This is a genomic window from Novosphingobium sp. ZW T3_23, assembly GCF_044987305.1.
In the GTDB taxonomy this organism is placed as follows: Bacteria; Pseudomonadota; Alphaproteobacteria; order Sphingomonadales; family Sphingomonadaceae; genus Novosphingobium.
In genome coordinates, this window is record NZ_JBJDRF010000025.1 from 58,723 (window position 1) to 72,022 (window position 13,300).

Annotated in this window: 16 protein-coding genes; 10 read left to right on the forward strand and 6 right to left on the reverse strand. The window is 64.9% G+C overall.

The window, feature by feature from the left end; genetic code table 11:
• Positions 1 to 37: 37 nt before the first annotated feature.
• Positions 38 to 2,086: an NAD(+) synthase gene (locus tag ACI3K3_RS14055; protein ID WP_404914668.1), complete on the forward strand. Its 2,049-nt coding sequence runs from the start codon at positions 38 to 40 to the stop codon at positions 2,084 to 2,086.
• Between the two features lie 166 nt (positions 2,087 to 2,252).
• Here the strand turns inward: ACI3K3_RS14055 and ACI3K3_RS14060 are convergent, their stop codons facing one another.
• The 6 genes from ACI3K3_RS14060 to ACI3K3_RS14085 all read right to left on the reverse strand — a co-directional run bounded on the left by ACI3K3_RS14060 (position 2,253) and on the right by ACI3K3_RS14085 (position 4,751).
• Entirely contained in the window at positions 2,253 to 2,489 is a 237-nt protein-coding gene (locus tag ACI3K3_RS14060) for a hypothetical protein (protein ID WP_404914670.1), read from the reverse strand.
• On the reverse strand, positions 2,486 to 2,833 hold the full coding sequence (locus ACI3K3_RS14065; protein WP_404914672.1) for a hypothetical protein: 348 nt from the start codon (positions 2,831 to 2,833) through the stop codon (positions 2,486 to 2,488). The genes ACI3K3_RS14060 and ACI3K3_RS14065 overlap by 4 nt, the downstream gene beginning before the upstream one ends.
• Before the next feature lies 1 nt (position 2,834).
• A complete protein-coding gene (locus ACI3K3_RS14070) occupies positions 2,835 to 3,107 on the reverse strand; it encodes a hypothetical protein (protein WP_404914674.1) in 273 nt (90 codons plus the stop codon).
• Between the two features lie 33 nt (positions 3,108 to 3,140).
• The gene (locus tag ACI3K3_RS14075) at positions 3,141 to 3,572 is read right to left on the reverse strand and encodes a PspC domain-containing protein (RefSeq protein ID WP_404914676.1); all 432 of its coding nucleotides are present in this window, start codon (positions 3,570 to 3,572) and stop codon (positions 3,141 to 3,143) included.
• A 139-nt stretch (positions 3,573 to 3,711) separates the two neighbouring features.
• Positions 3,712 to 4,413, reverse strand: a complete 702-nt coding sequence (gene pspA / locus ACI3K3_RS14080) for a phage shock protein PspA (protein WP_404914707.1) — start codon at positions 4,411 to 4,413, stop codon at positions 3,712 to 3,714.
• A 140-nt stretch (positions 4,414 to 4,553) separates the two neighbouring features.
• The gene (locus tag ACI3K3_RS14085; protein ID WP_404914678.1) at positions 4,554 to 4,751 is read right to left on the reverse strand and encodes a hypothetical protein; all 198 of its coding nucleotides are present in this window, start codon (positions 4,749 to 4,751) and stop codon (positions 4,554 to 4,556) included.
• Positions 4,752 to 4,910: 159 nt separating this feature from the next.
• On the opposite strand from ACI3K3_RS14085, the gene pspF reads away from it, so the two are divergent.
• The 9 genes from pspF to ACI3K3_RS14130 form a co-directional block, all read left to right on the forward strand.
• A complete protein-coding gene (gene pspF / locus ACI3K3_RS14090) occupies positions 4,911 to 5,981 on the forward strand; it encodes a phage shock protein operon transcriptional activator (protein WP_404914680.1) in 1,071 nt (356 codons plus the stop codon).
• A gap of 120 nt (positions 5,982 to 6,101) precedes the next feature.
• Positions 6,102 to 6,638 (forward strand): LuxR C-terminal-related transcriptional regulator, encoded by a 537-nt coding sequence (locus ACI3K3_RS14095; RefSeq protein WP_404914682.1) that lies wholly within the window; start codon positions 6,102 to 6,104, stop codon positions 6,636 to 6,638.
• Between the two features lie 67 nt (positions 6,639 to 6,705).
• The gene (locus tag ACI3K3_RS14100; RefSeq protein WP_404914684.1) at positions 6,706 to 7,068 is read left to right on the forward strand and encodes a hypothetical protein; all 363 of its coding nucleotides are present in this window, start codon (positions 6,706 to 6,708) and stop codon (positions 7,066 to 7,068) included.
• 13 nt (positions 7,069 to 7,081) lie between these two features.
• A complete protein-coding gene (locus ACI3K3_RS14105) occupies positions 7,082 to 7,585 on the forward strand; it encodes a hypothetical protein (RefSeq protein ID WP_404914686.1) in 504 nt (167 codons plus the stop codon).
• Positions 7,582 to 7,932, forward strand: coding sequence for a JAB domain-containing protein (locus ACI3K3_RS14110; RefSeq protein WP_404914688.1), 351 nt, complete (start codon positions 7,582 to 7,584; stop codon positions 7,930 to 7,932). The genes ACI3K3_RS14105 and ACI3K3_RS14110 overlap by 4 nt, the downstream gene beginning before the upstream one ends.
• 530 nt (positions 7,933 to 8,462) lie before the next feature.
• Entirely contained in the window at positions 8,463 to 9,023 is a 561-nt protein-coding gene (rimP, locus tag ACI3K3_RS14115) for a ribosome maturation protein RimP (RefSeq protein ID WP_404914690.1), read from the forward strand.
• A gap of 3 nt (positions 9,024 to 9,026) precedes the next feature.
• On the forward strand, positions 9,027 to 10,658 hold the full coding sequence (gene nusA / locus ACI3K3_RS14120; RefSeq protein WP_404914692.1) for a transcription termination factor NusA: 1,632 nt from the start codon (positions 9,027 to 9,029) through the stop codon (positions 10,656 to 10,658).
• A complete protein-coding gene (locus tag ACI3K3_RS14125) occupies positions 10,639 to 11,367 on the forward strand; it encodes a DUF448 domain-containing protein (protein WP_404914694.1) in 729 nt (242 codons plus the stop codon). Before nusA ends, ACI3K3_RS14125 begins: the two co-directional genes overlap by 20 nt.
• A 23-nt stretch (positions 11,368 to 11,390) precedes the next feature.
• Positions 11,391 to 13,300: translation initiation factor IF-2 (locus ACI3K3_RS14130; RefSeq protein ID WP_404914696.1), on the forward strand; the 1,910-nt coding region annotated here is incomplete at its 3' end.

Here is a 13,300-nt window from a genome sequence, read left to right on the forward strand (position 1 = left end):
GTTGCCTCTCGCTCTCGTTCCTGTCAGGGATTTTCCCATGAGTGCACATCCCTTTTATTCCATGCACGAACATGGCTTCGTGCGTGTCGCCACGTCCACGCCCAAAGTCCGCACCGCCGACGTCGCGTTCAACCGCGACGCCGTGCTGGCAGAGGCCCGGCGCGCGCATGAGGCGCATGTGGACCTGCTGGTCTTCCCGGAACTGTGCCTCTCTTCCTACGCCATCGACGACCTGCACCTGCAGGCCGCCATGATCGAAGCGGTGGAAGCCGCCGTGGCCGAGATCGTGCGGGCGAGCGCGGATCTGTCGCCGGTGCTGCTGGTGGGCGCGGCGCTGCCGCACAAGGGGCGGCTCTACAACTGCGCGCTGGCCATCGCGCATGGGCGGCTGCTGGGCGTCGTGCCCAAGTCCTACCTACCCAACTACCGCGAGTTCTACGAGAAGCGCTGGTTCGCCAGCGGCAAGGCGGTGAAGGGGCAGGCGATCCGGGTTAACGGACAGGACGTGCCCTTCGGCGTCGATCTGGTCTTCGCCTCGGAAGTGCTGCCGAACTTCCGCTTCTTCGTCGAGATCTGCGAGGATATCTGGGCCGCCACGCCGCCCAGTTCGCTGGGTGCGCTCGCCGGGGCGACGGTGCTGTGCAATCTCTCGGCCTCGAACATTGTGATCGGCAAGTCGGACGAGCGCCACATGCTCTGTCGTTCGCAATCGGCACGCGCCGCCGCCGCCTATATCTACTCCGCCGCCGGACATGGCGAGAGCACGACCGACCTCGCCTGGGACGGCCAGGGCATGATCTACGAGCTGGGCGACCTCCTGGCCGAATCGGAACGCTTTTCGCTCCATCCCGAGCTCTGCGTGGCGGATGTGGACGTGGATCGCATCGTCATGGATCGCATGCGCCTGCCCACTTTCAACGACGCCGCAGAGGCTGCGGGCAAGCCGGACGAGACTTTCCGCACCGTGCCGTTCCGCCATGCTCCGGCGGGCGGCGATATCGGCTTGGTCCGCCCGATCTCGCGCTTCCCCTTCGTACCCTCGCGCGCGGACAAGCTGGATGCGGACTGCTACGAGGCGTTCAACATCCAGGTCGACGGCCTGATGCGCCGGATCGAGGCGACGGGCGCCAAGTCGATGGTGATCGGCATTTCCGGCGGGCTCGATTCCACCCACGCCCTGATTGTCGCCGCACGCGCCTGCGACCGGCTGGGCCTGCCGCGCACTTTCATTCGCGGCTACACGATGCCCGGATTCGCCACCAGCGACGGCACGAAATCCAACGCCTGGAAGCTGATGAAGGCTGTCGGAATCACCGCGGAAGAGATCGACATCCGCCCGACGGCGACGACGATGCTCCAGAACATCGGACATGCGTTCTCGAATGGAGAGCCGGTCTATGACGTGACGTTCGAGAACGTGCAGGCGGGCCTTCGTACCGATTACCTGTTCCGCCTTGCCAACCAGCACGACGGCTTCGTGATCGGCACCGGCGACTTGTCCGAACTCGCGCTGGGCTGGTGCACTTACGGCGTCGGCGATCAGATGAGCCACTACACGGTCAATGCCGGCGTGCCCAAGACCCTGATCCAGTACCTGATCCGCTGGTGCGCCACCACCGACCAGTTCGGTGCCGAAACCGAGCAGGTGCTGCTGGCCATCCTTGGCACCGAGATATCGCCCGAACTGGTGCCCGCCGGGGCGGACGGCGCGATCCAGAGCACCGAGGCGAAGATCGGGCCATACGAATTGAACGATTTCTTCCTGCACCACGTCGTGCGGTTCGGGCAGAAGCCTTCGAAAGTAGCCTTTCTGGCGCTCCATGCTTGGCAGGACGCGGCGGCGGGCACTTGGCCTGCCGGTTTCCCGGAGGAGCGCAAGAACGAATACGACCTCGCGACGATCCGTTCGTGGCTGGAGAGGTTCCTGCGCCGCTTCTTCGCGTTCAGCCAGTTCAAGCGCTCGGCGATCCCGAACGGGCCGAAGGTGTCTTCCGGCGGCGCGCTCAGCCCGCGAGGAGACTGGCGGGCGCCGTCCGATGCCAGCGCGGCGGTATGGCTGGCGGAACTGGATGCGCGGGTGCCGTAATAAGCGCGTTGTATTAGGCGCGTTGTAGTAGACGTCGTCCCGGACTTGATCCGGGACCGCTGGCCGGGAACGGCCCACCTCACGGTAGGGCGCCCTCATGCAACATCTCGCCTAAAGAACTGCCAGCGGTCCCGGATCAAGTCCGGGACGACGTTTTCTCCGGTCCTTACCGCAGCGATTCGATCTCGCGCGCCAGATCGTTTTCGCGGCGTTCGTCGGTAGCGATGCGTTCGAGCACGGCGATGCGCTTGCGCAGGTTCTCGATCTCGCCCTCCAGCTCGTGTTCGCGCTCGGCCTGGCCTTCCAGTCGGAAGCCGGGCTTTTCGCCGCGCAGCTTCTGCGCTCGCAGCCAGGTTATGGAGGCGATCGCGAAGATGACGACGACGGCTGTCCAGAAACTCATTGCGTCACCTCGTTCCAGGTGCCCACGCGCGCTTCGCGCAGGCCTTCGATCTGGCGGGCTACATCATAACCCTGATCGGTGACAATCCGCTCCACGCTGGCAAGCCGATCCTTGATCGAGCCGATCTCGGCGCGAAGCTGCGCGTTTTCTTGGGTCAGCAATTGCACCCTTGCATGGGCCTCGGCGTCGTCCTTGGGATAGATCGCCTTGCCCCACGAATTCTCCAGCGGATAGCCGTGGCGCATGCGCAGCCAGTTGTTGAAGATCCAACCGCCGATGCCCAGCGCGGTGGCGGTGACCAGCACCGGCGAGAGCAACCTCAGCGTCTCGTAGTCGATGCCCATGTCAGTTCACCTTCGCCTGTTCACCCGTTTCCACCTCGCGCGTGTCGCGCAGGGCTTCGATCTGGAGCGCGGTGTTGTAGCCCCCATCGGTGACGATCCGTTCGAGCACGCGCACGCGTTCTTCGAGTTCGCGGGAGTGGGAAGCGTATTGCGCGGCCTTTTCGGCGGTGGCCTGAACCTGGAGTTCGGCCATGCGGCGCTGGTGCCGCGTCCAGATCGCGAAGCCCGCGATGATGAACGGCGCCAGCGGAATGAGAAGGGCGAGGTTTTCCATCGAGGTAGTGTCCCTGTTACCCGGATCTGCGGATCAGCGCAGGCTGTCGATTTCCGCGGCGAGGCGCGAATTGCTGCTGGTGTAGTGAGCTTCCATCTCGGCGACGCGGCGGTCGATGTCCGAGAGTTCGCCGCGCAGGCGACCTGAACGGTTCGGGGCGTAACGGTTCGAGGCCGGGCGCATGAGTCCGAAGCCCTGGCGTCCTTCCTGGCGAACCCGGCGGCGCTCCATGCGGCGCAGCAGGCGCTCTTCCTCGGCTTCGCTGTAGAGGCTCATCGGCCGCTTGTCCGCCATCAGGGCGACCGCGATGTAGATCGGGATCGTCACGAAGGAGACGAAGAAAGTGAGCAGCACGGCCGCGATGCGAACCCAGAGCGTATCGACGCCGGTATAGTCGGCGATGCCGGAGCAGACGCCGGCCAGCTTGGCGTTCGACTTGTCGAGATAGAATTGTCCGCGTGACACTGGTTGTTCCCTTTCCCTGGGAACGCGCCGACCGAAGCCGGGCGTTTCTTTTCGACTGGTCGGATCGAGAGGATCCGCATTCCCGGTCATGGCCCTTCGCGGGCGGCGTGCACCTGCCGGGATTTCAGGCGCGCCGCCGTTATTCCGATGTGTTTCTGTCCGCGTTCATGACGCGCTTCATCTCGGCAAGTTCGGCATCGATCGTATCGCCGTCCTGAAGCGCGGCGATTTCCTCGGCGAGCGTCGGCTGGCGGCTGTCGCCCAGGCTCATCGCCTCGGCGCGGCCTTCGGCATAGTCGACGCGCCGCTCGAGCTGGTCGAAGCGTACCAGAGCCTCGTCCACGCGCTCGCTCGACAGCAGGGTCCGCAGTTTGACGCGATTCTCGGCGCTCTGCAAGCGAGCGGCGATCGAGGACTGGCGGCTGCGGGCTTCGCGCAGGCGGTTCTGCAGCTTTTCGATATCTTCCTCGTAGGCGCGCAGGGCGTCGTCGAGCACGGCGATCTCGGTGCGAAGCTGATCGGCCATGTCGGCCGCCTTCTTCTTTTCGAGCAGGGCGGCGCGGGCCAGGTCTTCGCGATCCTTGCTGAGCGCCAGCTGGGCCTTGTCGCCCCAGTCGTGCTGAAGCTGGTCCAGCTTGCCCACATGGCGGCGCAGTTCCTTCTGATCGGCGATGGTGCGCGCGCTGCTGGTGCGCACTTCGACCAGGGTTTCCTCCATCTCCAGGATGATGAGGCGGATCATCTTTCCGGGATCTTCGGCCTTGTCCAACATGTCGTTGAAGTTGGCGGCGATGATGTCGCGGGTGCGGGAGAAGATACCCATCCTGGCATTTCCTTTGATCGAGGTGGGATTGAACTTGCGGGCCTGGCTGAAGCGAAATGGGCCTTCACCGGGGGTGAACGGGCGGGCGCGTCCGCTCTGGAAGGGCGGGACATCCTGCGCCGACCCTTGCAGGATTTCGATTTCGGCGTCGAGCCTGCTCACTGGAGCGGCGCTCCGCAAACCGGCGCGGCATGGGCCGGCGGCGCGATCCGGTCGCCCATGGCGACGAGGTTGAGCGTGCCCATCGCCAGCACGGCGGCGATGATCGCCCAGTCGAGCTTGCTGCGGTTCCGGAAGCTTGCCGGCTGCTTGCTCTGATGGCTGCTGGCTACGAAGCTGGCGTTCTGGAAGGACATTGTGGTGTTCCTCTGTCGGATCTCGTGAATTTGCCCAAGTCATCGCAAGGGCCGTGCCAAACTCCATAAGGCGCAGTTTTCCGATGTTTCAGAGGGTTGGCGGCCGCCTGCTGAAAAGATGAATTGCCAATGAATGGGAAATTTCGCTAATATTTGGGAATGGAGAGAGATGTTCAGTTCATCGGTCAGTCCACCGCCTTCCTCGACGCGGTGGAGCGCGCCAGCCGCGCAGCCCCGGTGCGACGCCCCGTGCTGGTGATCGGCGAGCGGGGGACCGGCAAGGAGCTGATCGCCCAGCGCCTTCACCACCTTTCGCCGCGCTGGGGCGAACCGCTCATCACCATGAACTGCGCTGCCTTGCCCGAGACGCTGATCGAGGCGGAACTGTTCGGGCACGAGGCCGGGGCCTTTACCGGCGCGGTGCGGGCACGGGCCGGGCGGTTCGAGGAGGCGGACCGGGGCACGCTGTTCCTCGACGAGCTGGGCACGCTGTCGATGGCGGCGCAGGAGCGGCTGCTGCGCGCCATCGAATATGGCGAGATCGCGCGGATCGGGGCGTCGCGTCCGGTCCAGGTGGACGTGCGCGTGGTCGCCGCGACCAATGCAGACCTGCCGCGCATGGCGGAGGAAGGCACCTTCCGCGCCGATCTGCTCGACCGGTTGAGTTTCGAAGTGATCAATCTCCCGCCGCTGCGGGCGCGGGAGGGGGACGTCTACGAACTGGCCGATTACTACGGACGGCGCATGGCGACGGAACTGGAGTGGGACACCTGGCCGGGCTTCTCCCCCGAGGCCCTCGTGGTGCTGGAGGCGCACGACTGGCCGGGCAACGTCCGCGAGTTGCGCAATGTCGTGGAGCGTGCCGTCTATCGCTGGGCCAATGAATATGCGCCGATTGCGGAGATCGTTTTCGATCCGTTCGAAAATCCGTGGCGAACGGCAGCGGTGCGGGAGGTTGTGGTACCGGAGGTGGCGGCCCCGGCTTCCCCGTCCACGCCGATCCCGGCAGCGCAGTTCAAAGGCGCGGACCGAGAGGCAGGGGCGAGCCTGCGGGCGTCGGTGGACGCTTACGAGCGCGGGCTTCTGCTGGAGTCGCTCGATCGGCACCGCTGGAACCAGCGCCGCGCGGCGGCCGCCATGGGGCTTTCCTATGATCAACTACGGCATTGCATCAAGAAACACCGCCTGTCCGAAGGCAGCCAATCCTCGGACAACAGCTCCGCATCGTAATTCCCGCGATGGGTTCTTGGTGAATGACAAGCATTAAGGGTTGGCTAAGGATGTTCCCTTTGTGGTTATCCTTCGATTTTCCCTAGAGAGATTTGCCGTTATAGTGCACGGGAGGCGCTAATGAGGGCCGATGTGCAAGAGATAGCCGACATTTCCGAAGCGACAGGGTTGTTGGAAAACTTGACGCCGAAGCAGGTCGAAGTCCTCGACCTGCTGCTGATGCACCGCACCACCAAGGAAATCGCGCGCGAACTGGGTATCGCGCCCAACACCGTGGACCAGCGCATCAATGCCGTCCGCGACAAGTGGAACACGCAGAATCGCAAGGATACGGCCCGTCTCTATGGGCAGCTTCTGGAGCTATGTGGCAAACCCACATATGGCTTTTCCCGTATCGACGCCGCCGCCGGAGAAGGGGAAGACAGCGATCAGGATCTGACGGTCGATCCGGTCTTCGTTCTTTCCGATGCGCGCCCCATGGCGCGGCACCCGGATTGGTTCGATGCCAGGATCGCCGAGCCGTCGGGCCTGGAGGCATTCGATGCGAAGTTCGGAAGGGCAGGGCGCGTAGCGGCGGTTTTCCTGTTGGCATTGACCATGGCGGTGACCCTTGCGGCCACCCTGGCCATTGCCGAGGCGCTGGGAAAACTGCTCTAGCGGTCCGATCCTTTCCATCCCGCGAATGCCTTCGATCTCTGATTTACGGCGCCGGCCTGATGAAGCCATGCCGGCGAATGACCTGGAGGGCGAAAAGATGACACCCGATATCGTCGGAATGCGGATCACCCGGAGCATCCAGTCGGTCGAGAAGGACATGGACGAGCTTCTGGCCAAGGCCAGCGAGCTGATGGCGGAAATCGCCCGCGGCCGTGTCGCAATCGTCGAGACGGCTCACAGCACACAGCGGCCGATGGCGCGCGTGGCGGCCATGCAGCGCAGCCTGATCGAGGCGCGTTCGGAACTCGTGCGGGCCCATAGCGACCTGTCGAAGCTGGCCGAGACGATGGATATCCCGGTGCGCTGCCCCGACAAGGCGGTGTTGGTGGACGAGGGTCTGGACGGGCAGCGTCTCGTCGAGGCCGCCTGACGGAGAAAACGGCTTGGGCGCTCCGGAACAGACGGCTTTCTTCCTGCTGCTGATCGTGGCGGTGTTGCTGGCGTTCTGGCAGGGCGGCGCTCCCGAGCGCTGGGGTGCGGCGGTCGTGCTTGCGATGGCCCTGTTGCAAGTCGGCGGAGAAAGCCTTTTGCCCAGCGGCTTCACCAGTGTGGACCCGCTTTCGCTGATGACCGATGTGGTGGGCGCGGCCGGGTTCGGGGTGCTCGCCTTGCAGGCTCGAAGGATATGGCCGTTATGGGCAACCTCGTTGCAGCTTCTCAGTCTGAGCGCGCATTTCGCCCGCTGGGCGGACATCGACATCCCGCCGATCGTCTACGCGGTGATGCGGGGCACGCCCACCTTCCTGGCGCTCTCGGCGATCGCATTGGGCACAGTACTGCATGTCTTGCGCAAGCGGCGGCATGGCGACGATCCCTCATGGCAGGACTGGTCCCGGGTTGCAGTCGCATCCGGCCGGTCTCACCCCGGCTTCTCGAGACCCTGGTGACTCACTTGGGGTGCCTGGGCAGCGAAGTGATGCTGGAACTGCCCTTCGATGAGGACGGGCGACTGGCGGGCCAGGTGGCCTGCACCACCGGCGGCGTGGCCGCGATCCGGGCCGGGTATCGGCCGCTGTTGCAACGTGCGCTGGAGCAGAAGGCCGCCGGCCTGGTGCTCGTGCACAACCATCCTTCCGGCGATCCGCGGCCCAGCAGGGCTGACGTGATCGCCACGCGCCGACTGTCCGCCTTGTGCGAAGCGGCGCGAATCGAGCTCCTCGATCACATCGTGGTCGGAGGACGCAGCGCGGTCTCCATGCGACGGGCCGGGCTGATGAGTCGCGCCGTGGCGTGACTCCGAACCTTTCCGGTGGGCGGCCCTCCCTCCACCGGACGCAGGCCGGGCGAGCCCCCCCCCCACCCGAACACTCGCCCGGCCTGCTTTTTTATTCGACCTAAAGGTCGGGCAAAACGGCCGTCCGGCCGTTTTGTGCGGCACCAGCCCACGCCCCCACCCGACCTCCCACTAGTGTATCCTGATGGGAGGTCGGGTGGGGGCGTGGGCTGGTGCCGCAAGCCCTCGACGGATGTCGAGGGCGCTCCCAACTAAAAACTCTGGTGCCGCACAAAAACGGACGGACGACCGCTTTTACCCGACCGTGAGGTCGGGCAAAGGGCACCGCGAAGCTCGCAAGGGATGTGGCGGGCGCCTTAGCCGCCAACTCCGCCCTTTCGGAAACAACCCCAACTCTCTCTTGCAATTTACCGGCGACAGGCCTATCTGCGCCTCATCCCGACATTGGTGAAACAAGGTTCGGGCTGGCGCCGGAAGGGGCCGGCACGAAACTGCGTTGCCAGAAGCTCGATTATTACCGGAGAAACGGCTTGGCCGACATTGCGCGCATTACCGAAGTCATCGAACCCGAGGTCAAGGCCCTTGGATTCGATCTGGTGCGCGTGCGAATCTTCGGCAAGAGCGAAGTCGGCGACGACGAGATCGCGCTTCAGATCATGGCCGAGAACCCGGCTACCGGTCAGCTCGTGATCGAGGAGTGCGTGAAGCTTTCGCACCGCATTTCCGATCGCATGGATGCTCTGGAAGAAGCCGGCGAAACGCTGATCGAAGAAGCCTATCGCCTGGAAGTCAGCTCGCCCGGCATCGACCGTCCCCTGACTCGTTCCAAGGACTTCGCCAACTGGGCAGGACACGAGGTTAAGGTGAACCTGACCGCGCCCGTGGACGGTAACCGCAAGGGCCTGACCGGCGAACTGGTGGGCATCGATGGCGATCAGATTACCGTCGACGACAAGAAATCCGGCCGGGTGACTTTCCCACTCGGCGACATTCATTCCGCAAGGCTGGTCCTCACGGACAAGCTGATCGCAGCAACCCGCCCGCTGGACGTCAGCGGGGCCGACGAGATTGTCGAGGAACAGGAAGACTAAGCCATGGCCAGTGCGATTTCCGCCAACCGCGCCGAGCTGCTCGCGATCGCGAACTCCGTCGCTTCGGAGAAGATGATCGACAAGTCGATCGTCATCGAGGCGATGGAAGAAGCCATCCAGAAGTCGGCCCGCAACCGTTACGGTGCGGAAAACGACATCCGCGCCAAGCTCGATCCGCGCACCGGCGACCTGCGTCTGTGGCGCGTCGTCGAAGTGGTCGAGCATGTCGAGGACTACTTCAAGCAGGTCGACCTCAAGCAGGCCGAAAAGCTTCAGAAGGGCGCGGCCCTGGGTGACTTCATCGTCGACCCGCTGCCTCCGGTGGACCTTGGCCGCATCGACGCGCAGTCGGCAAAGCAGGTGATCTTCCAGAAGGTCCGCGATGCCGAGCGCGATCGCCAGTACGAGGAATTCAAGGATCGCGCGGGTGAAGTGATCACCGGCGTCATCAAGTCGGTCGAATTCGGCCACGTCATCGTCAATCTCGGCCGCGCCGAGGGCGTGATCCGCCGCGACCAGCAGATCCCCCGCGAAGCCGCCCGCGTCGGCGAGCGCGTGCGTGCCCTGGTCCTGCGCGTCGAACGCCAGAACCGTGGCCCGCAGATCTTCCTCAGCCGTGCGCACCCTGACTTCATGAAGAAGCTGTTCGCGCAGGAAGTGCCCGAAATCTATGACGGCGTGATCGAGATCAAGGCCGCTGCCCGCGATCCGGGTTCGCGCGCGAAGATCGGCGTGATCAGCCACGATCACTCGATCGACCCGGTCGGCGCCTGCGTCGGCATGAAGGGCAGCCGCGTCCAGGCCGTCGTGCAGGAAATGCAGGGCGAGAAGATCGACATCATTCCCTGGAGTGAGGATACCGCGACCTTCGTGGTCAATGCGCTCCAGCCCGCGACCGTAAGCCGCGTCGTCATCGACGAGGAAGAGAGCCGCATCGAAGTCGTCGTGCCCGATGACCAGCTTTCGCTGGCGATCGGCCGCCGCGGCCAGAACGTGCGCCTTGCCTCGCAGCTGACCGCTTCGCAGATCGACATCATGACCGAAGCCGAAGCTTCGGAGAAGCGCCAGAAGGAATTCACCGAGCGCTCGAAGATGTTCGAGGAAGAGCTGGACGTCGACGAAACGCTCTCGCAGCTGCTGGTGGCCGAAGGCTTCAGCGAGCTTGAGGAAGTCGCCTATATCGACGCGACCGAACTGGCTGCAATCGAAGGCTTCGACGAAGAACTCGCCGAGGAACTCCAGAGCCGCGCCCAGGAAGCGCTTGACCGCCGCGAGGAAGCGAGCCGCGAGGAACGCCGCGCTCTCGGTGTCGAGGATGCGCTGGCCGAACTGCCGCACCTCACCGAGGCGATGCTGGTGGTGCTCGGCAAGGCAGGCATCAAGACGCTCGACGACCTGGCGGACCTCGCCACCGACGAGCTGATCGCGAAGAAGCGTACCGAACAGCGTCGCCGCGACGGTTCGGTAAACAAGCGCGCTCGTGACGAAGACAAGGGCGGCGTGCTCGGCGAGTACGGCCTGAACGAAGAGCAGGGTAACGAAATCATCATGGCCGCGCGTGCGCACTGGTTCGACGACCTCGAAGAGGCCGAGCCGCAGACCGAGGAGGCCGCCGATGCGGAATCCTCGCAATGAGCGCGTAAGCTCCGACATCGACGGCACCGGGCCGGAGAGGAAATGCATCCTCTCCGGGGAAACCGGTGCGCGCGAAGACTACATCCGTCTGGCGATCTCGCCGGACGGATTGGTCCTTCCCGACATCCACGCGCGTGCCCCCGGGCGCGGCGCGTGGATCGGCGTTTGTCGTTCGGACCTTGAAAAATCGCTCGAGAAGGGCAAACTAAAGGGAGCACTGGCGCGCGCTTATAAGGGCGCTGCGCTTACGATCCCCGAAGACCTCGCCGATCGGATCGAACAGGCGCTGATCCGCGCCTTGACCGACCGGATGGGCCTCGAACTGAAATCGGGCAAGCTTCTCATGGGTTCCGACCGGATCGCGCAGAACGCGCGTGAGGGCCGGGTCACATGGCTTGCCCATGCCGCCGATGCGAGCGAAGACGGCTCGCGCAAGCTCGACCAGGCCTGGAGAGTCGGGAGCGAGGCGGAAGGAAGCGGTCTGAAGGGCATACGCTTGCCTCTGGACCGGGAGACGCTGTCTGTGGCATTGGGCCGCGACAACGTCGTTCACCTGGCGCTTAACGATCGCGGCTCGGCCAATCGAGTCGCGGCGCAGTTGCAGCGCCTTTTGCATTTCCAGGGGCAACCCCGCGCCGAAATGGACGGGGACGGTATGGATGGTGGCACCGGGCCGGCGCATAGCGCGGCGCCCGCGGCGACGAATTGAGACTGAAGGGCACGACGAAAGATATGAGCGAGACCGACAACAAACCGACCCTGGGCCGCAAGCCATTGGGGCTTAAGCGTTCCGTGGAAGCCGGTGAGGTCAAGCAGACCTTCAGCCACGGCCGCACCAACAAGGTGGTGGTCGAAGTGAAGCGCCGCAAGGTGCTCGGCAAGCCGGGTTCGGAAGGCGCTGTCGAGGCTGCGCCCGTGGCTCAGGCTGCTGAGCCGGCACCCCAGGCAGCGCCGGCTCAGCCGGTGGCCCAGCCCGCGCCGCCGCGCCCCGCTCCGCCGCCGCCCCGCAAACCGATTCCGTCGAACGAGACGCCGCAGGAGCGAGTCGCCCGTCTTCAGCGCGAGGCCGAGGAAGCCCGTCTCGCCGCGCTTGAGGAAGCGAATCGTCGTGAGCACGAACAGAAGGTTCGTGCCATGGAAGAAGAAAAGCGCCGCGCCGAGGACAACCGCGCCCAGGAAAGCAAGCGCGTAGAAGAGGAAGCAGCCAAGGCTCGCGAGGCCGAAGTACAGGCTGCGCCGGAAGCTGCTGCGCCCGCTTCGGAGCAGGATGCGCCTGCGGAAGCTCCGGCTCCCGTGGCCGAAGCTGCTGCACCGGCGCCCGAAGCACCGGCTCAGGAAGCCGCTGCACCGGTCGCCAAGGCTGCCGAGCCTGCGAAGCCGGCACCTGCACCCGTGGCCGCCCCGGCGCCCGCGCCGCGTCGTTTCACGCCCGTCGCGCGTCCCCAGCCCATTCGCAAGCCCGAGCCTGCGGCCCCGGCACCTGCTGCGGTCGCAACCGGCGGCAACGCACCTGCTGCGAACACCGGCGGTTCCACTGCTGGGGCTACCGGCGGTAATGCTGGCGGTAATTCCGGCGGCAACGCTGGTGCTTCGGGTGCGCCCAAGGCTCCGGCCGCTGCCAAGAAGGGCGCTCCGCCGCCGCGCAGCACGCCTGAGCGTGATCGCAAGGGTGGCGATCGCCGCCAGTCGGGCAAGCTCACGGTCAACCGTGCTCTGAACGACGACGAGGGCGCCCGCGCCCGTTCGCTCGCCGCGCTGAAGCGCGCTCGCGAGAAGGAACGCCGTGCGCACTTCGGTGGCCAGTCGCAGCAGCGTGAGAAGCAGGTCCGCGACGTGATCGTCCCCGAGGCGATCACCGTTCAGGAACTGGCGAACCGCATGGCCGAAAAGGGCGCCGACCTGGTGAAGGCGATGTTCAAGATGGGCATGATGGTCACCGTCAACCAGACGATCGACCAGGACACCGCGGAGCTGCTCGTCACCGAATTCGGCCACAACATCCAGCGCGTTTCGGAAAGCGACGTCGACATCGACACCTCGACCGACGTCGATGCACCCGAAACCCTGAAGCCGCGTCCCCCGGTCGTCGCCATCATGGGCCACGTCGACCACGGCAAGACCTCGCTGCTCGATGCCCTGCGCGGCACCGACGTGGTGAAGGGCGAAGCCGGCGGCATCACGCAGCACATGGGCGCCTACCAGATCAAGACCAAGGGCGGCGATCTCGTCACCTTCCTTGATACGCCGGGCCACGCCGCCTTCACGCAGATGCGTATGCGCGGTGCCAATGTGACCGACATCGTGATCCTGGTGGTCGCCGCCGATGACGGCATCATGCCGCAGACGATCGAGGCCATCAATCACACCAAGGCCGCCGGCGTTCCCATGATCGTGGCGATCAACAAGATCGACAAGCACGAGGCCAATGCACAGAAGGTGCGCGAGCGTCTGCTGGAGCATGAAGTCATCGTCGAAGCCATGTCGGGCGACGTTCAGGACGTGGAAGTCTCGGCCAAGACCGGCGCCGGTCTCGACGAACTGATCGAGAAGATCCTGCTCCAGGCCGAACTCATGGAACTGAAGGCCAACCCCGACCGCGAGGCCGAAGCCACCGTGATCGAAGCCAAGCTCGACAAGGGCAA

Bases quoted from the DNA above. Each gene is read 5' to 3' on its own strand.
- ACI3K3_RS14060 (WP_404914670.1), bottom strand. From the start codon at position 2,489: ATGAGTTTCTGGACAGCCGTCGTCGTCATCTTCGCGATCGCCTCCATA.
- ACI3K3_RS14065 (WP_404914672.1), bottom strand. From the start codon at position 2,833: ATGGGCATCGACTACGAGACGCTGAGGTTGCTCTCGCCGGTGCTGGTC.
- ACI3K3_RS14055 (WP_404914668.1), top strand. From the start codon at position 38: ATGAGTGCACATCCCTTTTATTCCATGCACGAACATGGCTTCGTGCGT.
- ACI3K3_RS14070 (WP_404914674.1), bottom strand. From the start codon at position 3,107: ATGGAAAACCTCGCCCTTCTCATTCCGCTGGCGCCGTTCATCATCGCG.
- ACI3K3_RS14085 (WP_404914678.1), bottom strand. From the start codon at position 4,751: ATGTCCTTCCAGAACGCCAGCTTCGTAGCCAGCAGCCATCAGAGCAAG.
- pspF (WP_404914680.1), top strand. From the start codon at position 4,911: ATGGAGAGAGATGTTCAGTTCATCGGTCAGTCCACCGCCTTCCTCGAC.
- nusA (WP_404914692.1), top strand. From the start codon at position 9,027: ATGGCCAGTGCGATTTCCGCCAACCGCGCCGAGCTGCTCGCGATCGCG.
- ACI3K3_RS14095 (WP_404914682.1), top strand. From the start codon at position 6,102: ATGAGGGCCGATGTGCAAGAGATAGCCGACATTTCCGAAGCGACAGGG.
- ACI3K3_RS14125 (WP_404914694.1), top strand. From the start codon at position 10,639: ATGCGGAATCCTCGCAATGAGCGCGTAAGCTCCGACATCGACGGCACC.
- ACI3K3_RS14100 (WP_404914684.1), top strand. From the start codon at position 6,706: ATGCCGGCGAATGACCTGGAGGGCGAAAAGATGACACCCGATATCGTC.